This is a genomic window from Vibrio sp. Hal054 (assembly GCF_037162405.1).
Lineage (GTDB): Bacteria > Pseudomonadota > Gammaproteobacteria > Enterobacterales > Vibrionaceae > Vibrio > Vibrio diazotrophicus.
In genome coordinates this window covers 625,444-651,448 of the sequence record NZ_JARLUT010000001.1, presented here as the reverse complement: position 1 = coordinate 651,448, position 26,005 = coordinate 625,444, and the positions used below count along the sequence as shown (strand labels likewise).

Genomic DNA, 26,005 nt, shown 5'->3' with positions numbered 1-26,005 from the left:
AATATTTAAAAGATTTTTTAATTTCCATTTATTTTCTATCATGAATTTATTTACCCTATACCCGACTATTTGTGAGCTATGATTTATTCCATATTCAAGTTAAGGACTTCGGTCACAATTATTATTTCTGTCAATTTACTTACCAATAAACTTGGTTAAGAATCCATCCATCAGTCAACCAGCTATAACTCACAGCGGATTTAGATATGAGTAAAAATCTAAAAATTCAAGATAAGTTATGGTCAAGCTCCCTAGCTTGGTACACGCACGACTATCAAATCTCAATCTTACCTTCTTTTGCACACGCCTAGTCTGCTTGGTTGTTTCTGCATTCTTACGAATCTTTTAAACAATCAGCATCAACACTAAATCTATTTATATCGTTTTTCGATACTTGCATTCCTCTTTATTAATTTAAAGTTGTCGCTTGGTTATTCTTAAATAGATTTATTTAACTCGAATTTTATCGCTAATTATTTAGCGCGATATTTTGCACCTTAAATATATAACTGGTGTCGAATAATATCGCCTGACGAAAATTAAAATATTCAAAGGTATTATCATGGAAAACTTTAAACACTTACCAGAACCATTCCGCATTCGTGTTGTTGAGCCAGTAAAACGTACAACTCGTGAATATCGTGAAGAAGCGATTCTTAAAGCGGGTATGAACCCATTCCTGCTAGACAGTGATGATGTGTTTATCGACCTTTTAACAGATAGTGGTACTGGTTCTATTACACAAAGAATGCAAGCAGCAATGCTCATGGGTGACGAAGCATACAGCGGCAGCCGCAGCTACTATGCACTTGCAAATGCAGTGAAAGATATCTTCGGTTATGAGCTAACTATCCCTACGCACCAAGGTCGTGGTGCAGAACAAATCTACATTCCAGTTCTGATTAAAAAGCGCGAGCTAGAAAAAGGCCTAGACCGTTCAAAAATGGTGGCGCTGTCTAACTACTTTTTCGACACCACTCAAGGTCACACTCAGGTTAACTGCTGTGTGGCGAAAAACGTCTATACCGAAGATGCGTTCGATACTTCTGTCAATGCAGATTTCAAAGGTAACTTTGACATCGCGAAACTGGAAATGGCGATTGAAGAAGCAGGACCTGCGAACGTACCTTACATTGTCAGCACGATTACTTGTAACTCGGCAGGTGGTCAGCCAGTCTCTATCGCTAACTTAAAAGCGGTATACGAGATTGCTCAACGCTACGATATTCCTGTCATCATGGACTCTGCTCGTTTTGCCGAGAATGCTTACTTTATCCAACAACGTGAGCCGGGTTACCAAGATTGGACTATCGAAGAAATCACTCGTGAAACTTACAAATATGCAGATGGCTTAGCGATGTCTGCTAAGAAAGACGCGATGGTTCAAATGGGCGGCCTGTTGTGTTTCAAAGATGAATCAATGATGGACGTTTACACTGAGTGTCGTACGCTTTGTGTGGTTCAGGAAGGTTTCCCTACCTATGGTGGTCTTGAAGGCGGTGCAATGGAGCGCCTTGCTGTCGGTCTTTACGATGGTATGCGTCAAGACTGGCTAGAGTACCGAATCGGTCAGGTTCAGTACCTTGTTGATGGCCTAGAAGCTATTGGGGTTGTGTGTCAGCAGGCTGGCGGTCACGCTGCATTCGTTGATGCTGGCAAACTATTACCTCACATCCCTTCACATCAGTTCCCAGCTCATGCTTTGGCTTGTGAACTCTACAAAGTAGCAGGTATCCGCGCGGTGGAAATCGGTTCGTTACTGTTGGGTCGTGACCCTGCAACCGGTAAGCAACACCCTTGTCCTGCTGAATTGTTACGTTTAACCATTCCTCGTGCTACTTACACTCAAACACATATGGACTTCGTTATCGAAGCATTTGGGAAAGTAAAAGAGAATGCTCACAACGTGAAGGGACTCGATTTCACTTACGAGCCACCAGTGCTACGCCACTTCACAGCTCGTCTAAAAGAAGTTGAATAATAACTACATCAAGCGCGCCTAATTGGCGCGCTATTTCCCTCTAAATCGAGCAAAACAAAATCTATAAATTTAGCGGGCTTTTTCCTCAACATGAAACTTAAACAAGAGTAACGATTATGAACAATAATCCATCTTTAGTAGGCGGAGCTTGTATCATAGCAAGTGTCTGTGTAGGGGCTGGAATGTTAGGTTTGCCAAGCGCGGGAGCTGGCGCTTGGACAACTTGGTCTCTTATCGCAATTACCTTCACCATGATCATGATGACACTCTCGGGTTGGATGCTATTGGAAGCATTCAAGCGCTATGAACTTAAAGTGTCTTTTAACACTGTAACCAAAGATATTCTCGGCGATAACGTTAACCGGATTAATAACTTAGCGGTTTATTTTGTTGGCGGTATCTTACTTTATGCGTACATCACTTCTTCAGGTTTAATTCTGGAAGGTGTTTTAGGTATCAATAATAAAATCGCGTCAGTCCTGTTTGTTGCTGTTTTCTCTCTTTTCGTTTGGCACTCTACTCGAGCAGTCGACAGGATTTCTATTGTTCTTATTGCCTTTATGGTGCTGAGTTTTATTTTTGGTGTTTCTGGTTTAGCCGTCAACATTGATGCGAGCGTACTGTTTGACCGTATCAGCGAAGAATCCAATTACGCTCCATACGCTATGGCTATGCTACCTGTGGCGTTAACTTCGTTTGGCTATCATCACTCAGTGGCCAGTATGCGTTCTTACTACGGATGTGAGCATCGCGCAAAATACGCTATTCTCGGTGGTACGGTTATCGCGCTATGTCTGTATTTCCTATGGATGGTTAGTATTTACGGTAACCTACCACGTAGCAATTTCGGCCCAGTGATTGAGCAAGGCGGTAACGTTGAAGTTCTGTTGTCGGCATTAGGTTCTGTGATCGATTCAGACAAGGTATCCCACGCAATCAACACCTTCTCAATGGCGGCCATTCTTTCGTCGTTCATCGGTGTTGGCTTAGGTGTTTTTGATTTTCTGGCAGACCTGTTCAAATTTGAAGACAACAAACAAGGTCGCACTAAAACATGGGTAGTGACATTTATTCCACCACTCCTCCTTTCTTTATTGTTCCCTTTCGGCTTTGTTCTGGCGATTGGCTATGCAGGTGCGGCAGCAACAATTTGGGCTTGTTTAATTCCAGCTTTATTAGCTCGTAAATCACGCACTTTAGAAGGTGGACAAGAAGGATTTATGGCTCCGGGTGGTAACGCCATGATCGGCATGCTGATCTTATTTGGTATCGCGACCGCTGTGTTCCACTTTATGTCAATGATGAACCTATTACCTACATTCAGCGGTTAAGTCAGTTTTACTAACCCAATGACAACCCACTAATTACGAGAATTACCATGGCAGAAATACTCAATACAACAAAAGCACCCCTGGCGATTGGACCTTATGTTCAAGGCGTTAATCTGGGTGGAATGGTCATTACTTCCGGGCAGTTACCAATTAATCCGGAAACGAAACAGATGCCTGAAGATGTTGCAGAGCAAACCTTACAATCACTAAACAATGCTTTGGCTATCATTGAAGAGGCAGGTTTAAGTGCAAGCAACATTGTTAAGACTACGGTTTTCGTTAAAGACTTAAATGATTTCCCATTAGTAAACAAAGTCTATGGCGAATTCTTTGAAAGCCACAAAGCCTCTTTTCCAGCGCGTTCATGCGTAGAAGTCGCTCGCCTGCCTATGGATGCGAAAGTGGAAATTGAAGTGATAGCGACAAAGTAAACGCTATTCGCTAGATAATAAAAAAGACGCTTGAAGCGTCTTTTTTATTTGAATTTATGCAATGTACGTTAGCCCTAATACACCAACTACAGCAAGTGTCGCGCCAAACATCATGACACTTGATAGTTTGTCAGCCAATGTCGATTGCGATTTACTTTTTCCCGAAGTGCTTTTCTTTTCTAATAGCGAAAGAAGTGCTGAGTTCATGATTTTCTACACCTTGTCACATTGTATACAGGTTGCGTATTCTATCTTTTTTGTGAACCTCGTCAAATTATTTAATGAACATTTAGTAATCAATTCAAAACTGATTCTCACATTGTTCAAAGGGCATATTGCTAGAAAGCTAGTGCTATCAAGCAACTCTACTTGAATCCCATTTAACGCATTAAACACAGCACCATTTCCAACACTAAAAATTTTCACACAGCCATCTTTACTGTATAAAGAAACAGTATATACTGTTCAAAAATACAGTATTATTTAATTGTACAGGTGACGAAAAATGCTGGCTCATTTAAGCGTAAACAACTTTGCAATCGTGAAATCTTTGCAGCTTGAGCTTTCACAAGGAATGACGACCATTACTGGCGAAACAGGCGCTGGTAAATCTATTGCTATTGACGCTCTAAGCTTATGTCTTGGTGGCCGTTCAGAAGCGAGTATGGTTCGACAAGGTGAAGACAAAACCGAAGTCAGCGCTTCATTCATCCTAGACAACAATATTAACGCCACCCGCTGGTTGGAAGATAATGACCTGCTGGACGGCAAAGACTGCATACTGCGTAGAACCATTACTAAAGATGGTCGTTCACGTGCATTTATCAACGGTAGTCCTGTTCCGGGATCACAACTAAAAGCGCTAGGTCAATTACTGATTAATATCCATGGTCAACATGCGCATCAGCAACTGATGAAGCCAGAGCAACAATTGGCAATGTTGGATCAATATGCTAACCATACAAGCCTGTTGGAAAGTACTCGTATCAGTTACCAAAACTGGCGACAGTCGAATAGCCAACTGAAGCAGCTCAAAGAAAACCGCTTACAAAACCAAGCACAATTACAACTTTTGGAATACCAAATTAAAGAACTGAATGAACTTTCAATTGGTGAAGAAGAGTACAGCGAAATAGAACAAGAGCATAAGCGCTTATCTAACAGCGGTGATCTTGCTTTGAATTGCCAAAAAGCGATCACTTTGATTGATGAAGGCGAAGAAGTTAACGCTCTAAGCTTATTACAGTCCACCAGTCATACCTTAATTGAACTAGCAGAAATGGACAGCTCGCTTTCAGCGCTACCAAATATGATTGCCGAAGCGATTATTCAGTTGGAAGAAGCAAATAATGAACTTCGCTCATACCTCGATCATATTGATGTAGACCCTGAGCGCATGGCTTATGTAGAAGAACGCTACTCAAAGATTATGTCTCTTTCACGTAAGCATCACGTTCTCCCTGAAGAGTTGTATCAGCATCATCAAGATCTACTCAAACAAATTGAGCAACTTGATAGCTCTGATGAAAAGTTCTCTGAACTGGAAGCTGATGTTGCGAAACAGTATCAAGAGTTTCTTACTCAAGCTGAGAAGTTAAATAAATCTCGCATACGCTACGCTAAAGAGCTGGATAAACTGATTAGTCAAAGTATGCATGAATTGAGCATGGAGAAAGCCCAATTCAAGATTGATATTAGTAGCCAAGTGGGTCACCCAACTCCATTAGGTATCGACTCTGTGACCTTCTTGGTGTCAACCAACGCAGGTCAACCGCTTCAACCTATTGCGAAAGTGGCATCGGGTGGTGAGCTTTCACGTATATCACTCGCTATCCAAGTGATCACTGCACAGAAAGTGGATACACCTAGCTTGATCTTTGATGAAGTAGATGTGGGGATTTCAGGTCCAACTGCGGCAGTCGTTGGTAAAATGTTGAGAAAACTGGGCGAATCTACTCAGGTTCTTTGTGTCACTCACTTACCTCAAGTTGCGGGTTGCGGTCATAACCAAATGTTTGTTGCAAAACAAACCAAAGGCGGTAAAACCGAAACGCAGATGGTGAAACTCAATAACGAACAACGAGTCTCTGAACTAGCACGTCTGCTCGGTGGTAGTCAGATTACTGAATCGACACTAGCCAACGCAAAAGAGCTGTTAATTGCTGCATAGCACACAAAAGTCGCGATTTTTTGTCTACGCTTTGCAACCAAATTCAAAATTCGTAGTCTCAATTAGCTCATAGTGATTTGATGTTTTTACATTCGCTGTGAGCTTGTTTATTATCTTGCGAGTTTTATTTTACGGTTTATAGAAGTTTGAATATGCAGTTTACCAAATGGCTTATTGCCATTCCCCTAGCAGTGACTACCTTGTCTGGCTGCTCATTACTAGAAAAATTGGTTTATCGAATCGACATCAACCAAGGCAACTATGTTGAACAAGAATCCGTAAATAAATTGAAATTTGGTATGAGCAAAGAGCAGGTACGTTTCGTTCTTGGATCACCAATGTTGGTAGAAAATGGTTACCCTGATACTTGGTACTACATCTATCACCATACTGAAGGGCACAAAGATTCTGAACAAAAAAACCTTATCGTCAGTTTCAACCCTGCGGGTACATTGACCAACGTTTCTGGGGATTTTCCAGCTGGTGATTCGTTTTTCGAAGGTATCAACTAGAGTAATTCCCATATAAGGTTTCTCTAAAGAATTTCAGATCCTAAATACAAAAAAAGAGCTTGTTTCATACAAGCTCTTTTTTATACTCATACATTATTTCGAACTGGCTGCTTGAGCTCTTTGCTGCTCTACTCGCTTACGGCGGATTTCTTTCGGGTCAGCCAATAACGGGCGGTAAATCTCAATTCTGTCTCTGTCACGAACTGTCGAGTCAAGCTTCACATTGCGGCTAAACACGCCCACTTTGTTTGCTTTCAAGTCAATCTCTGGATACATGGACAAAATACCAGACGTCTGAATGATCTCTTCTACCGTCATGCCTTTGTTTACGACAAGATTCAGCACTCGTTGTTCATGTGGCAAAGCATAAACAACATCAACATGAATAATATCCGATTCAATACTCATTATGCGTACACCTGCTTTGCGCGTTTCGTGAAAGCATTAACCATGTTGCTGGTCAGCTCATTAAAAATTTTACCAAACGCCAGTTCAATCATTTTGCTGGAAAACTCGAACTCCAACTTCAGTTCGACCTTACAAGCCTGATCGTCTAGTGGCGTAAAATGCCATCCACCACGTAAGGTTTTGAACGGGCCATCAACCAAATTCATCATGATCGACTCACCATGACGCAACTCGTTTGATGTAGTAAATGTTTTGCTTATACCGGCTTTAGACACATCAACAGATGCTATCATTGCCTCCGGCGATGATTCCAATACACGAGTACCTGAGCAACCCGGCAAGAATTCAGGGTAGCGAGCGACATCATTAACTAAATGAAACATCTGCTCTGCACTAAACGATACCAACGCAGAACGACTAATTTGTTTCATCTTTACTCCTCATCATTGCCCGGACATATCGGTTAGCGCTGATTGTACTGTCATACTTATGTCACCTCAAGTAAACGCACATTGCTACTTGTTAGGCAACGCAGTTAACCTTATGCTACGCAAAGAAAAGCATTTCCTATCTATTCACCAAATCCGTATAATGCGCCCACTATGGTAAAGAAAAATTCAAAGACAAAAGCGGGTAGCAACACTATCGCGCTTAACAAAAAAGCTCGCCATGAATACTTTATTGAAGATGAAGTAGAAGCAGGGCTGGAGCTACAAGGCTGGGAAGTTAAATCTCTTCGTCAAGGCAAAGCAAATATCGCTGAAAGCTACGTTTTCATGCGAGACGGAGAAGCTTTTGTTTCTGGTATGACTATTACTCCGCTACAACAAGCCTCAACGCATGTTGTCGCTAACCCTACTCGCGTTCGTAAACTGCTATTAAGCCGTCGTGAACTCGACAACCTATTCGGTCGAATTAACCGTGAAGGTATGACTTTAACAGCGTTGTCTCTTTACTGGTCTCGCTCTTGGGTAAAACTCAAAGTTGGCGTTTCGAAAGGTAAAAAGCTTCACGATAAACGTGATGATTTAAAAGAAAAAGATTGGGCGAGAGAGAAAGCACGCGTAATGAAGAGCTCATTGCGTTAATCTTGACCAAACAGACGCACAGCGCTAGACAGGCAATGCTTTTCTGGTACTATGCATCAACAACCTTGGGGCTGATTCTGGATTCGACGGGAATTTTGAAGTCTGAGGTGCATGCCGAGGTGCGGTAGGCCTCGTTAACAAACCGCAAAAAAATAGTCGCAAACGACGAAAACTACGCACTAGCAGCTTAATACCCTGCTAAGAGCCTCTTTGCCCTAGCTTCCGCTCGTAAGACGGGGAATAACAAAGAGTCAAACCCAAACAAGCTAGCTCGGATTCTCCCGCCTGAGAGATGAACAGCGAATTATAATTCAGGATAGTCATTCATTAGCGTGTCGGTTCGCAGGTGGGTGGCGAAATTAAAGATCGACTAAGCATGTAGTACCAATGGTGAATGATTTTCGGACGCGGGTTCAAATCCCGCCAGCTCCACCAATCACTAGTAACGGGACGTCTCAGGACGTCCCGTTTTCTTTTCTAAACCCTTGTCCTATCTAGCTTTAAGTGGTTCAGGGCGTCTCATCGAGATTCACTTAATCTCAGTCATTTAGTAACATTCTGCGTAACACTAACCAATAACAACACAAATTGGTGTTACATCAGAAAGGAACCATTAAAATGGCTAAGCAAATCAAGCCTTTATCATCAACTCAAGTAACCAAAGCTAAGCCCTTAGAGAAAGAATATTCGCTTGCCGATGGCAACGGTCTGTACTTACGTGTAAAGCCCAATGGCGCAAAACTTTGGATTTTCAACTACATCCATCCAGTAACTAAAAAACGCAAGAACATCAGCCTCGGCGCATTTCCTGATATCACTCTCGCTTCCGCGAGAGAAAAAACAAGAGAGATGCGACAATTAGTCGCGGAAGGTGTAGATCCTAAAACTCACAGAGATAACCAACGTTTTACTGCTCAGGTAGCACAGTCTCACACGTTAAGAGCTGTCGCTGAAGAATGGTTTGAAGTGAAGAAACACGATGTGTCAGATGATTATGCAGATGACATTTGGCGCTCTCTTGAGCTTCACGTTTTCCCCAATTTAGGAAATATGCCTGTTAACGAATTACTTACTCAAACAGTGATTCAAACATTACGACCTATTGAAGCGAAAGGAGCTTTAGAAACAGTAAGACGCGTCTGTCAGCGCTTGAATGAAGTTATGACATATGCACAACACTGCGGCAAAGTTGAATTCAATCGGTTCGAAAACATCTGGAAAGCTTTCAAAAAGCCAAAAGGTGAACACATGCTTACGATAAAGCCTGATGAGCTACATATTCTTATGCAAAAAATGTCATTGGCAAATATCAAGCTTACCACTAGGTGCGCCTTTGAGTTTCAGCTTCACACGCTAACCCGCCCAAATGAGTGCGCTAGAGCCGAATGGAATGAGATAGATTTCGAAAACAGGCTTTGGATCATTGGTCGAGATAAAATGAAAATGAAACGCGACCATAAGATCCCTCTTTCAGACGCTGCATTACAGCTATTGAACTTTATGAAGCCTATATCATTCGGTCAACGATATGTTTTCCCAAGCGCTAGCTCAGCAGACAAACACATGAACAGTCAAAGTATCAACGCTGCAATGAAACGTGCAGGTATGGCGGGAAAGTTGGTGAGCCATGGTATCCGCTCAATTGGCAGTACAGCGCTCAACGAACAGGGCTTCAACAAAGATGCTATTGAGCTGTGTTTAGCACACGTAGACAAGAACACGATTCGTGACATCTACAACAATGCTGAATACTTGGAAGAACGCCGCAAGATCATGGAATGGTGGAGTAACTTCATATTCGATGCTTCTAAAACTGCTAACACTATTGCAAAACCATCAAAATAAGTGACGCAAGTCACACTATAAACGAAATGTGGGTGATTTTGTATTGACGATGAGAATCACCCACATTATTTTAAATCGCGTCTAAATATTTAATTTTTACATAGGAAACAGACATTTAAAGTCCGCTACGCGGCGACGTAACTTATTCCCGTTAAACTTCGGTTTAACTATTTGTTTATTGTTTTGGTATTAACTTAACTTTCGGAGCCTTTTTTGAAGTCTTCACTATTCCATTACATACGAATACCTTCCTTTAATTGTTAAGGAATGAGTCTGTAACCCAATAGGCTTCAGTCCCATCTAGGTGTTCCTTCACTGATAATAAACTTCCGTGGATCAGTGTAAGTATTGGAATATAAAGTTAGTACTAGACATGAATTAATGTAGGTTATCGTTATGTCTGTAAATACAACTCCTCTTCTAAAAATCGTACGTAAATCTGACGTTCTACAGCGCGTTCCATTCTCAAGAGCGACTCTCCATCGCAAAATCAATGATGGAACTTTCCCACCGTCAATTCCTTTAGGCGCAAACTCTGTTGGTTTCTTGTCTCATGAGGTCGATGCAATTATCGCAGCCATGGCACTAGGCAAAGATCTACAGCAAACTGTTTCTCATCTTGTTGAGCAAAGACAGTCTCTTTTCGACAACAGTCTCTATGCACTAGCCGCATAACTAAAAATTCTCACTAAGCACAAATAAATCAATTGTTTACTGCATGCTTTAGCATGCTGGTAAAAGTGCAGAATTTTTTAGTTATATATATTATCTAGAAATTTTGCACTTTTACGTTCAAGCAGGAATTAGAATAAATGAACGTCATCGCGCAATCTCAAGCTACAGAACACACTCTACTTCAAACCTCAAAAGCTAAGTCGGTTTTCATTATGCTCGACCCGTGCCTTCAGCATCGCTCGAATGATCATCGAGTCGTTGCTCTACGCAACGACAGAAGCAATGCGATGGATGTCGTCCGATATTATCTAGATGCTGGCTATACGACTACATTAGTCGCCGATTCAAAGCTGTTCCCGACTCAAACGGCTAGATTAATGAAAAGCAACTACTGTGGAAGTCGTGTTCCAATGTTAGATAGCGCGACAGGGATTTACTACAGCCTAGAGAACTTTAGAAGCACTGTGACTTATCTAACCCTTTGCAACTCTCTATCACCGTGCAAAGAAACATCGCAGTGGCTTTCCAAGCAATTGATTCGTACTGTTCCTCTGACAAACAGCACAACCGAGGCATGTGTTAACACCTTTCTGTCTGATTTACAGGGCGTTCAGAGTATTGAGTTATTGAGAGCTGCACTTGATGAGCAACTCGAACAGAATCGCAATAGAGTGCGAAAGTTCATGTCTCCGACTCTTCAAACTAAGACCATCACCGTTGATTCATTGCGCTCTCCGCTGTGCTCACAGCTTATCAACGACAGCAAAACTCTTGCAGTAAGAGCGGCAACAGGTACAGGGAAGACCAAGCATCTATTTGGTCCATTAGCAAAAGCGGCTCGAAGCAAAAACAAGAAGATCGTTTATCTGTCTTACCTGACCGCACTGGTCGAACAATACTGCAATGACAATCTCGCAGTCAGCTACAACCAAGATTTATGCGAGCTAGAACAGGCGGATGCAATGGGGGTTGTTGTAAACAGCATTTGGAAATCTCATATTCGCTCTGTGCTTAATCAGGCGGATATTCTTATCATTGATGAGTTCGAAAAAGTACTGACGACTGTCGTATGTTCTGAACCCAGTAAACAGTTACCAAAACAACAAGTTTTTGAAAGCTTGTCAGAAGCCATTCGTAATGTCCCACAATTGATTGTGGGTGATGCAGATCTTTCAGACATCAGCTTGAGTTACATCAAAGAGTTAAGAAGCGAAGTGACACTATTGGATTGCACTGAGAACCCGTATTCTTCAATCAAAGCGGTGATCACAGATAAAAACCAGTACCTCTCTAACGTTTATCTCAAAGAGCGCCTTATTGATGAAGATAAAGTATTCCTGTTTGACTCTCTCGTCACACTTCGCCAGGTAACCCAATCACTGGGCTATAAAGATTCTAATAGGCTAGATTGTGAAGAAGAAGCACTAAAAGACGGGGTCTTAATTATTCACGCTCACAATAAAGACATGCCTGCTCAAAAAGCCTTTTTGGAGAATCCAAACGAAGAGATTAAGAAGTATAACGCTATCATGGCATCTCCTTGCTTAAGTTCAGGCTTTTCAATTACTACGCACTTTACTAACAAGGTTGTGGTTTTCTGCGATAAGACACTGACACCGTTAGAGCTGATTAATTTCGCACGTCGATTTCGTACAGCAAAACAAATTTGGTTTGCCGTTGATGCATACAAAGATTTCATTACGCCACATGCCAAAGAGACGACGTACAAACCAACAGTCCATGTTCAACCAACCGACAAGTTAAACATTGCATTCAACAACGTTAAAAAGCGCTTCTTCGCTCCTTTAGCCTTGCATTTACATTTAACGTTGGAAGAACTCGGTTTCATGACTACATCGGCCCCATCCTCATTTACAGCACAACTGTTTGCTCAAAAGAGTGTTACTCTGGCAGCCAAAGAGTACAAAGAGTTAGAAGTGCAAGCGATTGTATCCTCACCTGATTTAACTCAAGAACAAGCTTCCTGGTTATGGACTAAAGACAGAAGGACGTCTTCTGATAATGCTTCTTTAACTAAGTTTCAGATCAAGCGGGATTACGGAGTGAAAAAGGTTACAGAAGATGACGTTAACTTCCACTTCAAGTTCTTAGCCAATCGAAGTGTGTTTGATTCATTCCCGTTCGTGAATCGCTCTAGTGACAAAGTGGAAATCGAAACGAAGCACCATTCTGCCGCGATGTTCATCTATGACAATATTTTGAGAAAGTATGGGTTTTCTGTCGATGGTGACGCTTTTTGGATTCACAAAGACGATGTTCGCCAGATTGTAAAAGCCTGCTATTTGAAGCAAGAGGTATTAAACTGGGCTTTTAAAGATGGCTTACACATTAGCAAGCCTCTTCACCAAGAGGCAAAGCCAAACAAGGCAACGTCATACTTGAAAAGACTCTTAAACTCATTAGGCTTCGAAGTTGGGACATTCCGCAGCAGTAGCAAGAAAGCAAAAGTAGAGCTGCATAAAAACGCTCGTAATTATGCTTACTTTAAGACAGCCCCATCTGAAACTACCAAGTCCGCAGCTTAACAACCAACACTGCCCTGCTACCACGACACTCAGAAGGTAGCAGGGAATATCCCACATCAAATCATAATCTTACTACAGCGCTCAATTCCTGGATCTAAAGCCTCTCAATCGAAGCTTGTTGCGTTATAATGCCCACAATTTTGTTCTTCGCTCAAACCAAGGTTCTGAACGAGCCGTGAACGTTTAAGAGATTCTTATGACAACCAATACCGCAGTAGAAAAAATCAGCCTTGAAGAGCTAAAAACATGGCTTTGGGGCAGCGCAAACATCATGCGTGGCACCGTAGATAGCTCAGACTTCAAAAACTATATCTTCGGTCTCCTGTTCTTAAAACGTCTTTCAGACGTATTTGACGAGCGTGTAGAAGCCGTGATGGAAGAGGAAGGTTGCAGCGCTGAAGAAGCAATGGCGCTCATTCAGGAAGATAACCCAGAGCAATTCGTTCCTGTGTATGCACGTTGGAACAAGCTGGTCGAAAGAACGGAAAATATTGGTGAGTACATCGATGAAGCCTTTGCTGAAATCGAACATCAAAACCCATCACTAGAAAAAGTGCTTACCGCCATTCAGTTCGGTGATAAAGAGAAGCTCAGCAATGAGTTACTAACTCGCCTACTCCGTCACTTTAACCAGCACAAGCTGGGCAATAAAAACCTCTACAAAGCCGACCTACTTGGCGATGCGTACGAGTATTTGATTGGCAAGTTTGCTGATGATGCTGGTAAGAAAGGCGGCGAGTTCTACACCCCACACGAAGTGGTAGAACTTATCGTTAAGCTGATTGACCCACAGCCAGGCCATGAGATTTACGATTTGACCTGTGGGTGCGGCGGCATGTTGGTTGAGTCCGCTCGTCACATTAAAGAAAACTACGAGAATGGCACCATCATGGGTAAGCCTAACTGTAAACTTTACGGTCAGGAGAAGAACCTAGGAACATGGGCAATTGCTAAACTCAACATGTTCTTGCACAACCTAGATGGTGACATTAAGCGCGGCGATACACTGGTAAATCCATTACATAAAGATGGCGAAGGCCTTCAAACGTTCGACCGTGTGATTGCCAACCCACCTTTCTCTCAATCGAAGTGGTGGGAACCGCTAGAACTCAATGACGGTAAAATCATTGATGGAAAAAGTGGCAAAGAGAGAAACGTGAAATACAGCACTGACCTTAAAGATCCTTATGGTCGTTTTGGTCTTGGCGTTGCACCGAGGACAAAAGCAGATCTAGCCTTTGTGCAGCATATGATAGCCTCAACGAAAGATAATGGTCGCATCGGTGTTGTCGTTCCTCACGGTGTACTGTTCCGTGAAGGTGATGAGGGTAAAATTCGTAAAGGTATGCTTATCGGCAACGATGAATTTAAAGGCGACTTGATCGAAGGTGTAGTTGGTTTGCCGCCAGCACTTTTCTTCAACACAGGCATTGCGGCTGCGGTTTTAATCATCAATAAAGACAAACCTGCTGCACTGAAGAACAAGGTTATTTTCGTTGATGCATCTGCTGAGTTTGGTGAAGGTAAAGCGATGAACTATCTTCGTGAAAGTGATATCAAACGTATCACAACCGAGTACAGCAAAGCGAAACAAATTTTAGTTGATGCTGGAGAGCAAACGGAAGATAAACTTTCGGAGCTACTAGATTCTGTCTCGGTTGATAAATATCTACGCGTAGTCGATATCGCTGAAATCAAGCAGAATGACTTTAACCTCAATATCAGCCGCTATATCGATACATCAGAAGAAGATGTTCGCATAAACATAGAGTTAGTTTTGAGCAATTTAAAAAGCATTGACCAAGAATTGAGTGAAATCGATTCAAAGCTCTCTAAACACTTAGCTCAACTCAAAGGCATTTAATATGAACTCACCAGTTTGGAAAAGTGTGCCGTTGTCATCATGCATTGATAAAGTCATTGATTTCAGAGGCAAAACCCCAAAAAAATTGGGATGGAATGGGGAAATGGTTCAATAAGAGCGCTTTCTGCAAATAATGTTAAGCAGGGATATATCGACTTCAAACGAGAGTGTTACCTTGCTTCTGAAGAACTGTATGACGCTTGGATGACCAAAGGAGATTGCTCAAAAGGCGATATTGTTTTTACGATGGAAGCTCCATTGGGGAACGTAGCTCTTATTCCTGATGACAATAAGTATATTTTAAGCCAACGAGTAATCTTACTAAAACCAAATGAATCAGTACTTAGTGAGTACCTGTTTCATTTCATGTCTTCTGAAAGCTTTCAAAATGAGTTAAACGCTAACGCAACAGGGTCAACAGCTAAGGGCATTAAGCAAACAAGGCTAGTCAAACTAAAAGTTACGCTACCGCCAACGGAGGAACAACAAAAAATCGCGGAAATCCTTTCAACAGTAGATAAGAAAATCAACCTTATCGACCAGAAAATTGCAGAAACCGAAAAACTAAAAACAGGCTTAATGCAAAAGCTTTTTTCAGAAGGTGTCGGTGTTCAGGACGAGAATGGTAACTGGCAACCGCATACTGAGTTTCAGGATTCTCCATTTGGGAAAATTCCTCAACCTTGGAGTACTCTAGAGCTAGCTGAAATTGCTGATATTGAGGACGGTGACAGAGGTAAATCTTACCCAAAACAGGCCGACTTTTCAGACTTTGGATACTGCTTATTCCTCAGTGCTAAAAATGTAACGAAACAGGGCTTCACTTATGAAACAACACAGTTCATATCTCAGGAGAAGCACAATAAACTGAGAAAAGGGCAAGTCTTGCAAAATGATATTGTTCTTACCACACGAGGGACTGTAGGTAATTTTGGTCTGTTTAAACATGAAGAACTTTTTGATGCCGTGCGCATTAATTCTGGAATGGCAATCATAAGATGTATCGACAGCTCAATGCCCAACTATCTTTACCAGTTTATGCAATCGCCTCAGTTCAAAGCTCAAATAAGTAAAGTGGTGTTTGGAAGCGCACAACCTCAACTAACTATAAAGCAAATAAAGAAATTTAAAGTTCTAGTGCCAATTAGTGAAGAAAAAAAGTGGATAGAAGAAACGCTTAAACTCGTAAATGATAAGTTAACTTTACTTGAGCAACAAAAAGCCGAAACCCAGCAACTCAAAAAAGGCTTGATGCAGAAGTTACTTACGGGCGAATGGCGAGTTCCTGTTGAGGAGACTGAAGCAGCTTAGCTATCGCTCTATGATGCCTTCAACGAAGGCATCTAAAAAGCAAAAAACGTAATTTAAATGAACAATAAAAAATGAATAACAATAAATAAAGGAATAAGGTATGTCAGGTCAGGCTGAATCATCGAATCCAGAGCTAGTTGGGGTAGAACGCCCAGCGATTGAATGGTTAAAAACCCTTGGTTATCAGCACATTAAAGGTCGAGATGTAGAACAAACACACAAGACCGAGCCTGTTATTCTGGAATCTGTGCTAACTGACAGGTTACACGCCCTTAATCCTTGGCTGGCCGAAGTTCCGAACGGTGCAAGCAAAGCGATCAAACAGCTCAGAGACATATGGTTTGAGCATAATAGCGACTTAATGCTGGCAAACCATGCATTCTGGAAGCATGTTCTGTTTCAATCGAACCTGCAACAAAAAGACAAAAATGGTCAGCCTCGTAGCATCCGTTTTATCAACCAAACAGGTGCCGAGGGTAACTCATTCCATGTGGTTGATCAGTACGTCGGCAAGAATGCCAACGATGAGCTTTTTAAGCCAGATTTACTTTTATTCATTAATGGCTTACCCCTTGGCTTGATTGAGTGTAAAAACAGCTCAATTAAGCTCAGCAAAGGCATTGCACAAATTGATGGCTACCAAGGCACTTTCACTCAACACTTTGCCTTTAATATGGTTTGTGCCGCCATTAATCGCAGCCAAGCCAAGTATGGCGCGATCTATGCGCCAGAGCAGTTCTATCTAACTTACAAATTTGATCCGAAAAAGTCTGACGAGAACATTGTTCTTACCGAATTAGAAAATCAATTAGGCAAGCCCCCTACAGAGCAAGACAAACTACTGTGGGCATTATTCGAGCCTTCCCGCTTTGTGCGTTTAGTCTGTTTTTACCCTATGTATGAGATAGAAAAAGGCGTCATGATCAAGAAGCTGCCACGTTATCAACAGTGGCGTGCCGTAGAGAAGACGCTACTTCGTCTACAGGGGAAAGACCCGCAGCTATTAGGCCAAGAACTTGGCGGCGTGGTTTGGCATACGCAAGGGAGTGGTAAATCACTGACGATGGCGCTACTTGCCCGTTTAATGCGAGCCGAAATTTCTGGTTTCAATAACCCAAGTATCTTGATTCTTACCGACCGCACTGACCTTGACCGCCAGATCCACAATACCTTTACCAATGTCGGTCTTGAATCGATTAAAGCAGACTCCGTCGCAGGGCTAGAAGCCATGCTCAGCAATGACTACGGCACCATTTTCACTTCGACCGTTCAAAAGTTTCAAGAAAGCGATGGTAAGCAGATACAGGCCGCAAAAGAGTCTGAAGATGAGGATTCCATTGCAGACTCTAAAAGTCGCGTCAGACGCGTTTTGAGGAAAGATGATTCGGGGCAAGAACAGTGCTGGATTTTAAAGGAGAACAATGTTCTTCACGGTCAAACCGATGCTAATGGCAACCCTAAAAAAGCCAAATGGGAACTCGTGAGCGAAGAGAAAGTTGATTTTCGTGTTCTGAGTACCAAGCCAAACTTCTTCGTGATGGTTGATGAAGCTCACCGCAGTCAATATGGATTCCTTGCTGCATTCATGCGTGCATCTTTACCTAATGCGAAGTTCATAGCTTTTACTGGCACCCCGCTTTTTAAAGACGATAAAGAAACCTTGGGTACATTCGGCGGTAAGGAGTACATCGATACTTACCGCCTCGACGAGGCGGTTGCAGATGGCGCGACACTGCCTATTAAATATCTTGAAGGTATGGCGCAATGGGGTAGCGACGGAAAGCTAAAACAAGCTTTTGAGGATGAATTTGGTAATGAGCCTTTAGCCCGTAAGAAAAAGCTAAAGCAAGAATTACTCAAAAAACGTCGTGGTGCTATCGGTCGTATTGAGGAAAATGCTCGCCATCTCATCGAACATTTTCTATCAAGCGTGAAGCCTCGCGGATTTAAAGCCATACTGGTATGTGACGGGCGTGATATGGCTGTTCGCTATAAAGACGTACTAAACCAAATCATGCAGGAGCGTCAAAACAAAGGTCTGCCGACCTTTGAAAGCCGAGTGGTTATCTCTCTCGGTAGTATGACAGATAAGCGCACAGGTATTAGTGAACAACAAGCTCACTATGCATCAGGCTCAACCTCAAAACTTGAAACTATCGAAGAGCGTATCAAGCGGGAACTCAAACAAGGCCAAACACCGATAGCCGTACCATCTGAAAAGATCCCAAGCTTGGTGAATGATGAATTTAAGCTGCCTTATGGTGATGAATCCGCTAATACCAAAGAAGAAACCAAGTTTAACAACATTGGGTTAATCATCGTTTCTGACATGCTGTTAACTGGCTGGGATGCGCCTATTGTCAGCACTTTATATTTGGATAAACCGCTAAAAGAACATACTTTGCTTCAGGCTATTGCTCGTGTAAACCGAACTCGAAAAGGTAAGAAAGCGGGTTACATTGTCGATTATTTCGGTGTGGTTGAGTACCTAGATGAAGCACTGAAAGTTTATGGTGGTGACGTACAACCCGACCAAGTGTGGACGGACGTCGAAGCGGAGTTACCACGTCTTCAATCAGCTTTGACAAAAGTGTTAGACATTCTTCCGAAAAAGCACAATCCCGTGAAGCAACCAGAACCTTACAAAGAGGATGCCGATCTCTACCTAGATCCAGATACTCGTCTAGATATTGTTGAAGACTTCCTCGTTGCTCTCGCTGGATTCAATAGCCGCTTAGATATCGTGTTACCTGACGAACGCGCATCTAAATATCAGCCTTACTTCAAAGTGCTGAATGAGATAAAACTCCAACTGCGCAACAAAATGCCTGAGAGTGCTGATACGGTTCGCATTACGGCATCTGAATCTGAGCTGCTTAAAAACATGCTCGACGAGCATATAGAAGCAAGTGAAGTTAAGAGCTTGCTAGGTCGTGAAGTTTCAATTCTGGATGCTGCGGATATGGATCTACTCCGCAAGCAAAAAAGTGCTGGGAGTGCAGCATTGGTCATGAAGAACAAACTCAAGCACACCATTAAGACGGGTAAAGGTAAAGATCCTGCCTTCTTTGGTGACTTGGAAGAAGAGCTAGAAAAGCTTATCCAAGATGAACGTGAAGGACGTATTGAACAAGCTCTATTCCTTGAACAGCTAGAGCTTTTTGCTCAGCGTGTACGTGATAAAGATGCAAAGCCATCTGAAATGGGCTTGGGAACAGCAACAGAGCGAGCCGTGTTCAACTACTTGGAAAAGCAAGTAGAGGAAGCTGAAGCTCTGGCATGGACTAAAGGCCTCTTTAGCCACCCTGATATCGCTGAAGTCATGTTGTCACCGATATGGAAAAAACAGACTGATATTCACAACGAGATCAAGAAAACAATCAGAACGATTTTACGTGGTCTTGGTGGCTGGGATATGACCGTAGCACGTCAGCACTCTGCTGAAATTTTCAGTATTATGCTGAACAACTGATCCTTTGCTTCACCAAAGACGAAAGAAACACATGCCAATTTTTCAATACGGTACAACTGAAATCGAGTGGGAATTTAAGCTCGACTCAAAACTCAGTCACCACTACGTTACTGTAGAAAGAGGGAAGACTGTTCTTCTCAGAGGCCCAAGTGCCTCTGAGGACGAGCAACGAGAGCTGATTCGGTATAGAGCAAGGTGGATCAAAGAGCGCTTAGCGGAAGTCAATCAACCGTTAAAAGAAGAAATCGTCACAGGTAGCCGAGCGCCTTACCGTGGTCGTTCTTTCTATTGTGAAGTGATCCCTGCGCCAGAGTTATCGACGGTAGAAGTGAAGTTTAACCAAAGCCGTTTTAAAGTTCTTTCTCCCGAAGGCCACTTCGTCAGCCGTGAGCGATTCAAACCAGCGCTGGAGCGTTTCTACAAACAGAAAGCCTTAGAAAAAATCGCTTCTCGCTTACGCTATTGGCAACAGGAAACGGGCATGCAAGCCACAACTTTCCACATAAAAAAGTTTGATGCACGTTGGGCTAACTGCACCGAGAACAATGTTCTGGAGTTCCACCCTCGTTGCATGGAGTTTTCCAATAAGGTGATGGATTACATAATCCTTCATGAGCTATGTCATACCGTAGAGAAGAGCCATGCCAAAAACTTTTGGAAACTAGTCGCCAAGTATTGTCCTGACTGGAAAGAGCTGCATGAAGAGGTAGAGCGTTCTGGGATGGGAATTTAGCGGTGTATACTGCATTTTGAAAATGTCTGGAGGCACTGCCCACTGCTCTAAATCTTTCACTCTCCCTCTACTCACGACTTTTTATTCGCTAATTTAATTGAATAACTTTCATCTTTTAGTAACCTAGCGAGAACAATGTTCTCGCAGTATCAAACTTAGGTGTTCAAATAGGTTTATGATACATACACACCAATAAAACCACTCAACTAAAAAATTTTAATTCAATATAGTTTTTAATGTTTTTCATTATACATAAAAAACTTTTTAGTCAAGTTGAAAAAACTCTTGATTAAGAAAAAACAATCTAATATATTAAATCCCGTAGCAAGAAGCAGAGCTTCTATCTAGAAAGTGGCTTAAAGATATATTTAAACTAATATTACTTAACCTTTAAAAGTAAAAGTAATTCCTTCCACCTCACTGGTGGCTTAAAGAAAAATTAGTTTAATACAAGTAAATGTATCACTATTTTATCTACTAATAGATGGTTACACTTCCGCGCCAACTGGCGGTTAAGCGTTGGATAGAAGGTCGAGTTTATCTCGGCCTTCTTATTATTAATTGTAATACTGTTCTCAGAATTTTAAATCAATTCTATTTTTAGAAGATTATATCTTTAGTTTTAATGATTAACTCTGGAAGCATAGCTTATTAAAAGGAAGATCCTCCTACTTATCATTCGGAACATTGTTCTTCCACACAGTTTTTTATTGATTAATCAAATACCCAATCTTTACTATTTTAAGATTGGGATAAGAACATTGTTCCGAGTAAAGAGCAATTCACTCTCGATATGGTTATCATGCATCAATATTCAAAGCTAGCAAAAGATAAGACTTCTACTGAATGTCGGCGAGAGAACTTGGTATTATTCGATAAGCTAAGCAAGAACAAGGTTCTTGCAATATCGTTAACCTCTTAACGAGTAATGACTTCTGGCAGAACTCAATCTTACATTGTCATGGAACATTGTTCTTCATTGAATACTTTCAGTTAACCTCTTGTTCCAATGTCGCTTGACCGTGGGGACGGAGATGCCTAGAGCATGAGCTGTTTTAGATTGGCTCAGTCCCCTTGATCTACATTCTTGAACTTTTTGAGTTGTACTGATAGCTTCTGGTCGGCCAATCCGCTTACCCTCAGATTTAGCCCTAGCCTGCCCTTCCAACGTCCGTTCCCGAATACGGTTTCGCTCAAACTCAGCAAATGCTGAGAACATTTGTAGCATCAATCGTCCCTCTGCTGAGCTTAGATCAGCGGTAGGCAGATCAAGAGATATTGGCGTAACACCTTTTTCTAACAGCATACTGATCGTATGCTGAACATCAATGTTATCTCTTCCAAGTCGATCAAGCTTTAGTACCACCAGTTTGTCCCCTGGTTCAAGTTTATGCTCAATCAACATTTTGAACTCACGTCGTTCAGTTGCAGGCACACTACCAGAAACTGTTTCATGTACAATTCGGTGTTCTTGAATATCGTAGCCAGCATTTCTGATAGCTAAGATCTGATTTGACACAGTTTGCTCACTAGTCGATACACGACAATAAGCGAATGTCCGTCCCATACTATTCACTACTCACTCCTTTTGGCATCACAATTGGTATCATCAACCTGTTAGGTGTCATAAAAATCCGAACCCTACTTTATGAGACCGCAAACACTTCATTCCCGTCTGGTATCAGAAAACGGATGTTTGTTGATACTACAGGGATGTTTACATCTCGCTAAAGTTGACTAGTTAAGTCAATAATTTTGGCAAACCACCTTTGCCTTAATAAAAATCGAGTAAATAAATTATTACGCATAGATAAAAATCATTACTCTAAAGTTATTTATATATAATAAAAAACAAACTCAGTTAAAAAAACCTTGACATTAAAATCCAACATAAAAAATTAAATTTTATTTATTTAATTTTTTATGATATAACTATTATAACTGTTATAACTATTATAAAGTTATAATTCTAATATAAGGTTAGCTTTTACAAAAATGAAGGTTAAACCCAAATAAGTCTAAATTATTGCAGAAATTCTTCTGCCACTACTGGCACTTTCAATGCCAGTAGTGGCACATTGCTTGCCAGTCTTGGCAAATTCTCTTGCCACCTGCTTTAGTGACGGAATTTTTAAGGCTTTTATCATTTGCCTGACACAAGCTCACAGGCTTTAACGTTGTGCAAAAAAAGAACAACGTTAGAACACGTTGAATGTCTCATTTTTTCTTGACTTATAACGGTTACAACCATATAAGCCAGGCACTCGGCATTCTTTATCTTCCTTAATAGGTTGTCTTTTTAAACGAACTTGAGGAACATTGTTCTTTTCATCTAAATTAATAGAGTTTGCTCTACGTAATGCTTCTTCATCCGAAATATCGTTATAAACGACTTGAAATCTATTTGGCTTAGTTTCACGTTCTTCTCTTGCAGAGAGATAACTCATTTCACGATTACGTTTAGAATAAACCAAAACTTGAGACATATCGACAACCCTCTTAATATATATAGATAAATTCAATGACTATTATATTTATCAAGTAATATTCTCTTTGTAAAGGACCTTTAACCACTATTTTAAAAATCACATTAACATTTAATTATTAAATAAAAATTGTTTGATTTTTTAATTATTAAATTAGAGAAGTAATAATTAGTTAAACTCCTACCCAAATGAAAAAGATCGGACTCTGGGCTATTAGTGTTGCGATTATCCTCCTCAAAGAATCATATTTATCATCATAGATTCCGAGTTAGGATCCTAACCGAGAATGAATATCGGAGTCTGGCAGCGCTTAGTACTGCTATTTCCCTAGCCGAAAAGTAACCATATTCATCACCAAAATTCCGAGTTAGGATCCTAACTTGGAAAAACCACTCAGGGATCACGAAGGGTATTAGCGATCACCATTTGTTATCTTCAATAACAAATAGACAAAAATATATGTCATACTTACTTTTTGTGACTACTTATGAGCGTTGAAGTGAAGATTGAGGCTGCATTGGATCGCCTGCATAAGTTTGACAGGCAAGGTATACACGTTTACAGAAAAAGTGACCTCAGGAGGTTATTTTTTGATGATTCACCTACAGCATTCCAGCAAAGTTTACCCCGTTTGGTGAAAGCTGGAGTACTAGAGCGGGCGTGTAACGGTGTTTATGTATTCTCATACAGTAGTCATAAAGGTGGTTATACTATTGAATACATTGCTAAATGCTTGCGACGAGGAGAGTACAATTACATCTCTCTAGAATCGGCGCTTTCAGAATACAGTGTCATTTCTCAAGTGATGATTGATCGAATCACTATCATGACAACAGGGCGTAAAGGGGAGTTTAGAACTCCCTACGGCATCATCGAGTTCACACATACAAAACGTGATGATATTGACATTATCAGCAATACCATAACTTCAGGCCGTCCCTTGCGGATTGCGAAGAAAGAAGCTGCAATTCGAGATTTGAAAAGGGTTGGCAGAAACACGCACTTAATTGTGACAAATCACGATTAGGTGCATGCTGGCACTGCCAAAAACCACACAACTCACTTTTGGACATTTTCGCGTTGAACGAAGCCGCTCCGCGGCAGAAACGAATAAGCACCAACAATCATACTCTTTAGTAACACCATCATGTCGGTGGTGTGTTACTGGAGAGAACACTATGACCCCGTCTGAAAAAGAGCGCTTTGACGCCTTATATCAACAACATCTTACCCAACTCAAGCTTCAAGGTAAGCGAGCCAAAACCATCTCTGCATACTCTCTTGCTGTGCGACGTATCACCGAGTATTTTGATCGGTGCCCTGATACCTTGACCATTGAAGACCTGCGACGATATTTCAGCCAACTGATTGGTCAGGTCTCTTGGAGCACGATTAAACTTGACCGCTGTGGGCTTCAATTCTTCTACAAACATACGCTCAACAAACAATGGGAATGGATCGGCATCATCAAGCCTCCGAAAGTAAAACGTCTCCCGAATATCATTTCTCCTGAGCAAGTCGCTCAGATTATTAACACCACCCGTGAACCCCGTTACCGAGTGTTATTCTTAACGTTATACACGATGGGGCTTCGGATTAATGAGGCTCTCAATCTCACCATCTCCGATATCGACAGTCATAATATGCAAGTCCATATTCGCTATGGAAAAGGCGGTAAAGACCGACTGGTACCACTCCCTCACAGAACGCTTCACGCCTTACGCCGATACTGGTGTACACACCGACATCCCAAACTGTTATTCCCAAGCAAAGGTAAGTGTTGTGATGTCGCGTTTAATGATCAAGGAGCACAAAAAGCCCTTAAACAGGTTGTACAGGAATGTGGTATTCATAAGCGAATTACCCCTCACTCACTCCGACATTGCTTTGCAACCCATCTCCTAGAGCAAGGGCTTGACCTGCGTTCACTGCAAATCCTTCTTGGTCATGCGAGTTTAAATACAACGGCTCGTTATACTCAACTCACACAACTCAAGTTACATGATGCTAATCAAGCTCTCAATCAACTGGCTGACCGCCTGCATCTCGACTGGGAGTTGACCGTATGAGCACTTTTATCGACCTGTTGCGCCAACATCGTCACGAGCTTGAACAAGACTATGGTCATCACTTTAACAGCGATATCAAGCGAGCCATCTCCGCCATGTTACGGTGTAAAACAGATAAACAAGGACTCTCGCAGTGGTATTGCTCCCACTGCCACCATGATGACCGTCTCACTCTCTCGTGTGGAAATCGTCACTGCCCGCAATGTCAGCATCGTACAACATCAGACTGGCTTGAAAGGCAGAAAAGTAAGCTGCTTCCAGTTCATTACTACATGGTAACCTTCACATTACCTTATGAACTGAGAAGCTTAGCTTGCTCTGCTCCCCGAGCACTTTATCAAACCATGTTCCGCGTAGCTTCATCTACGTTAAAAGACTTTGCTCACAGGCAAACCCAAGGTGAACTGGGGTTTACTATCGTCCTTCATACACACAGCCGAAAGCGAGATCTACATCCTCACTTGCACGTTATTGTTGCGGGAGGGCAATATGATGCAAAGAGGCATCAGTGGTTTAAAGGGAAAAAGAATTACCTGTTTAATGAGTTCGCCCTCGCCAAGGTCTGGCGTGCTCGAATGCTAGAATCCATCAATCAGACAATACCTGCGGTTTTACCCCGAGATGTTCCCTCAAAATGGGTCGTAGACTGTCGGTGTGTTGGGTATGGGTTACCTGCTCTGCAATATCTGTCGCGCTATCTCTACCGTGGAGTCTTGCCAGACAAAGACATCAAATCTGTCACAGAGAATGAAGTCACCTTCGAATATGTAGATGGCAAAACGAAACAACAAAGATCCCGAACACTTCCGATAACACAGTTCCTATGGTTGATACTTCAACATGTTTTACCCAAAGGTCTTCAGCGAGTCAGAGACTATGGTTTTCTTCGCGGAAACGCCCATCAACTCTGCCTACAAATCCAGTTACTGTTTTTATCTGCAAGCAAACTTTACCGCCCTGTATCTAGGACAGAACAGTCGAAAGTGGTACGTAGTTGCCCTTGTTGCCATCATGAAATGGCTTGTGTTGGAGTGAGCCGACCGAGTTAGCCGAAAGGCAGAAAGAATAAGGATAATGGAGACA

21 protein-coding genes and 1 other RNA gene are annotated in these 26,005 nt (G+C 41.8%); 17 read left to right on the top strand and 5 right to left on the bottom strand.

All coding sequences use genetic code 11. From position 1 onward, the window contains the following. The first annotated feature begins 562 nt into the window (after window positions 1-562). The 3 genes from tnaA (at window position 563) to P4S58_RS02910 (ending at window position 3,743) form a co-directional block, all read left to right on the top strand. Complete coding sequence (tnaA, locus tag P4S58_RS02920) at window positions 563-1,981, top strand: tryptophanase (protein WP_102968325.1); 1,419 nt, start codon at window positions 563-565, stop codon at window positions 1,979-1,981. A gap of 116 nt (window positions 1,982-2,097) precedes the next feature. Continuing rightward, window positions 2,098-3,312 (top strand): aromatic amino acid transporter, encoded by a 1,215-nt coding sequence (locus tag P4S58_RS02915; RefSeq protein ID WP_102968326.1) that lies wholly within the window; start codon window positions 2,098-2,100, stop codon window positions 3,310-3,312. 47 nt (window positions 3,313-3,359) lie between these two features. Further along, complete coding sequence (locus tag P4S58_RS02910; protein WP_102968327.1) at window positions 3,360-3,743, top strand: Rid family detoxifying hydrolase; 384 nt, start codon at window positions 3,360-3,362, stop codon at window positions 3,741-3,743. 54 nt (window positions 3,744-3,797) lie between these two features. Here P4S58_RS02910 and P4S58_RS02905 read toward each other — a convergent pair whose 3' ends face one another. Next, window positions 3,798-3,950: a hypothetical protein gene (locus P4S58_RS02905; protein ID WP_180980195.1), complete on the bottom strand. Its 153-nt coding sequence runs from the start codon at window positions 3,948-3,950 to the stop codon at window positions 3,798-3,800. A gap of 298 nt (window positions 3,951-4,248) precedes the next feature. Between P4S58_RS02905 and recN the strand changes: the two genes are divergently transcribed. Together recN and bamE are read left to right on the top strand one after the other, a co-directional pair. Next, window positions 4,249-5,913 carry a DNA repair protein RecN gene (gene recN, locus P4S58_RS02900; protein ID WP_102968328.1) on the top strand — a complete coding sequence of 555 codons (1,665 nt, stop codon included), beginning with the start codon at window positions 4,249-4,251 and terminating at the stop codon, window positions 5,911-5,913. 152 nt (window positions 5,914-6,065) lie between these two features. Then, window positions 6,066-6,425, top strand: a complete 360-nt coding sequence (gene bamE, locus P4S58_RS02895; protein WP_102968329.1) for an outer membrane protein assembly factor BamE — start codon at window positions 6,066-6,068, stop codon at window positions 6,423-6,425. 93 nt (window positions 6,426-6,518) lie between these two features. On the opposite strand, the gene P4S58_RS02890 is transcribed toward bamE, so the two are convergent. Next, a complete protein-coding gene (locus P4S58_RS02890) occupies window positions 6,519-6,833 on the bottom strand; it encodes an RnfH family protein (protein ID WP_102968330.1) in 315 nt (104 codons plus the stop codon). Then, on the bottom strand, window positions 6,833-7,264 hold the full coding sequence (locus P4S58_RS02885) for an SRPBCC family protein (protein ID WP_102954685.1): 432 nt from the start codon (window positions 7,262-7,264) through the stop codon (window positions 6,833-6,835). The genes P4S58_RS02890 and P4S58_RS02885 overlap by 1 nt, the downstream gene beginning before the upstream one ends. 171 nt (window positions 7,265-7,435) lie before the next feature. On the opposite strand from P4S58_RS02885, the gene smpB reads away from it, so the two are divergent. From smpB to P4S58_RS02840, 9 genes are all read left to right on the top strand, one after another. Further along, complete coding sequence (smpB, locus tag P4S58_RS02880; protein WP_042489074.1) at window positions 7,436-7,921, top strand: SsrA-binding protein SmpB; 486 nt, start codon at window positions 7,436-7,438, stop codon at window positions 7,919-7,921. 67 nt (window positions 7,922-7,988) lie between these two features. Continuing rightward, window positions 7,989-8,356: a transfer-messenger RNA gene (gene ssrA / locus P4S58_RS02875) on the top strand. Between the two features lie 183 nt (window positions 8,357-8,539). Next, window positions 8,540-9,766 carry an integrase domain-containing protein gene (locus P4S58_RS02870; protein WP_025588475.1) on the top strand — a complete coding sequence of 409 codons (1,227 nt, stop codon included), beginning with the start codon at window positions 8,540-8,542 and terminating at the stop codon, window positions 9,764-9,766. 396 nt (window positions 9,767-10,162) lie between these two features. After that, window positions 10,163-10,441 carry a helix-turn-helix transcriptional regulator gene (locus tag P4S58_RS02865; RefSeq protein WP_000115789.1) on the top strand — a complete coding sequence of 93 codons (279 nt, stop codon included), beginning with the start codon at window positions 10,163-10,165 and terminating at the stop codon, window positions 10,439-10,441. A 137-nt stretch (window positions 10,442-10,578) separates the two neighbouring features. Next, complete coding sequence (locus tag P4S58_RS02860; protein WP_257966366.1) at window positions 10,579-12,987, top strand: hypothetical protein; 2,409 nt, start codon at window positions 10,579-10,581, stop codon at window positions 12,985-12,987. A gap of 196 nt (window positions 12,988-13,183) precedes the next feature. Next, a complete protein-coding gene (locus P4S58_RS02855) occupies window positions 13,184-14,851 on the top strand; it encodes a type I restriction-modification system subunit M (RefSeq protein WP_025588480.1) in 1,668 nt (555 codons plus the stop codon). 90 nt (window positions 14,852-14,941) lie between these two features. Beyond that, window positions 14,942-16,162, top strand: coding sequence for a restriction endonuclease subunit S (locus P4S58_RS02850; protein ID WP_337162875.1), 1,221 nt, complete (start codon window positions 14,942-14,944; stop codon window positions 16,160-16,162). A gap of 100 nt (window positions 16,163-16,262) precedes the next feature. Continuing rightward, the gene (locus tag P4S58_RS02845) at window positions 16,263-19,634 is read left to right on the top strand and encodes a type I restriction endonuclease subunit R (RefSeq protein ID WP_337162874.1); all 3,372 of its coding nucleotides are present in this window, start codon (window positions 16,263-16,265) and stop codon (window positions 19,632-19,634) included. Between the two features lie 31 nt (window positions 19,635-19,665). Continuing rightward, entirely contained in the window at window positions 19,666-20,367 is a 702-nt protein-coding gene (locus P4S58_RS02840; RefSeq protein ID WP_258509208.1) for a M48 family metallopeptidase, read from the top strand. A 976-nt stretch (window positions 20,368-21,343) separates the two neighbouring features. Here the strand turns inward: P4S58_RS02840 and P4S58_RS02835 are convergent. Continuing rightward, a complete protein-coding gene (locus P4S58_RS02835; protein ID WP_029861041.1) occupies window positions 21,344-21,934 on the bottom strand; it encodes a recombinase family protein in 591 nt (196 codons plus the stop codon). A 631-nt stretch (window positions 21,935-22,565) separates the two neighbouring features. Continuing rightward, window positions 22,566-22,853: a hypothetical protein gene (locus P4S58_RS02830; RefSeq protein WP_088731948.1), complete on the bottom strand. Its 288-nt coding sequence runs from the start codon at window positions 22,851-22,853 to the stop codon at window positions 22,566-22,568. A gap of 487 nt (window positions 22,854-23,340) precedes the next feature. On the opposite strand from P4S58_RS02830, the gene abiEi reads away from it, so the two are divergent. The 3 genes from abiEi to P4S58_RS02815 all read left to right on the top strand — a co-directional run bounded on the left by abiEi (window position 23,341) and on the right by P4S58_RS02815 (window position 25,971). Beyond that, window positions 23,341-23,880, top strand: coding sequence for a type IV toxin-antitoxin system AbiEi family antitoxin (abiEi, locus tag P4S58_RS02825; protein ID WP_337162873.1), 540 nt, complete (start codon window positions 23,341-23,343; stop codon window positions 23,878-23,880). Between the two features lie 151 nt (window positions 23,881-24,031). Further along, complete coding sequence (locus P4S58_RS02820) at window positions 24,032-24,922, top strand: tyrosine-type recombinase/integrase (RefSeq protein ID WP_274676372.1); 891 nt, start codon at window positions 24,032-24,034, stop codon at window positions 24,920-24,922. Continuing rightward, on the top strand, window positions 24,919-25,971 hold the full coding sequence (locus P4S58_RS02815) for an IS91 family transposase (RefSeq protein ID WP_102952878.1): 1,053 nt from the start codon (window positions 24,919-24,921) through the stop codon (window positions 25,969-25,971). The genes P4S58_RS02820 and P4S58_RS02815 overlap by 4 nt, the downstream gene beginning before the upstream one ends. Window positions 25,972-26,005: the final 34 nt, after the last annotated feature.

Excerpts from the sequence above, each read along its gene's own strand:
- tnaA (WP_102968325.1), top strand. The coding sequence starts at position 563 with ATGGAAAACTTTAAACACTTACCAGAACCATTCCGCATTCGTGTTGTT.
- P4S58_RS02915 (WP_102968326.1), top strand. The coding sequence starts at position 2,098 with ATGAACAATAATCCATCTTTAGTAGGCGGAGCTTGTATCATAGCAAGT.
- P4S58_RS02910 (WP_102968327.1), top strand. The coding sequence starts at position 3,360 with ATGGCAGAAATACTCAATACAACAAAAGCACCCCTGGCGATTGGACCT.
- P4S58_RS02905 (WP_180980195.1), bottom strand. The coding sequence starts at position 3,950 with ATGAACTCAGCACTTCTTTCGCTATTAGAAAAGAAAAGCACTTCGGGA.
- recN (WP_102968328.1), top strand. The coding sequence starts at position 4,249 with ATGCTGGCTCATTTAAGCGTAAACAACTTTGCAATCGTGAAATCTTTG.
- bamE (WP_102968329.1), top strand. The coding sequence starts at position 6,066 with ATGCAGTTTACCAAATGGCTTATTGCCATTCCCCTAGCAGTGACTACC.
- P4S58_RS02890 (WP_102968330.1), bottom strand. The coding sequence starts at position 6,833 with ATGAGTATTGAATCGGATATTATTCATGTTGATGTTGTTTATGCTTTG.
- P4S58_RS02885 (WP_102954685.1), bottom strand. The coding sequence starts at position 7,264 with ATGAAACAAATTAGTCGTTCTGCGTTGGTATCGTTTAGTGCAGAGCAG.
- smpB (WP_042489074.1), top strand. The coding sequence starts at position 7,436 with ATGGTAAAGAAAAATTCAAAGACAAAAGCGGGTAGCAACACTATCGCG.
- P4S58_RS02870 (WP_025588475.1), top strand. The coding sequence starts at position 8,540 with ATGGCTAAGCAAATCAAGCCTTTATCATCAACTCAAGTAACCAAAGCT.
- P4S58_RS02865 (WP_000115789.1), top strand. The coding sequence starts at position 10,163 with ATGTCTGTAAATACAACTCCTCTTCTAAAAATCGTACGTAAATCTGAC.
- P4S58_RS02860 (WP_257966366.1), top strand. The coding sequence starts at position 10,579 with ATGAACGTCATCGCGCAATCTCAAGCTACAGAACACACTCTACTTCAA.
- P4S58_RS02855 (WP_025588480.1), top strand. The coding sequence starts at position 13,184 with ATGACAACCAATACCGCAGTAGAAAAAATCAGCCTTGAAGAGCTAAAA.
- P4S58_RS02850 (WP_337162875.1), top strand. The coding sequence starts at position 14,942 with ATGGAATGGGGAAATGGTTCAATAAGAGCGCTTTCTGCAAATAATGTT.
- P4S58_RS02845 (WP_337162874.1), top strand. The coding sequence starts at position 16,263 with ATGTCAGGTCAGGCTGAATCATCGAATCCAGAGCTAGTTGGGGTAGAA.
- P4S58_RS02840 (WP_258509208.1), top strand. The coding sequence starts at position 19,666 with ATGCCAATTTTTCAATACGGTACAACTGAAATCGAGTGGGAATTTAAG.
- P4S58_RS02835 (WP_029861041.1), bottom strand. The coding sequence starts at position 21,934 with ATGGGACGGACATTCGCTTATTGTCGTGTATCGACTAGTGAGCAAACT.
- P4S58_RS02830 (WP_088731948.1), bottom strand. The coding sequence starts at position 22,853 with ATGTCTCAAGTTTTGGTTTATTCTAAACGTAATCGTGAAATGAGTTAT.
- abiEi (WP_337162873.1), top strand. The coding sequence starts at position 23,341 with ATGAGCGTTGAAGTGAAGATTGAGGCTGCATTGGATCGCCTGCATAAG.
- P4S58_RS02820 (WP_274676372.1), top strand. The coding sequence starts at position 24,032 with ATGACCCCGTCTGAAAAAGAGCGCTTTGACGCCTTATATCAACAACAT.
- P4S58_RS02815 (WP_102952878.1), top strand. The coding sequence starts at position 24,919 with ATGAGCACTTTTATCGACCTGTTGCGCCAACATCGTCACGAGCTTGAA.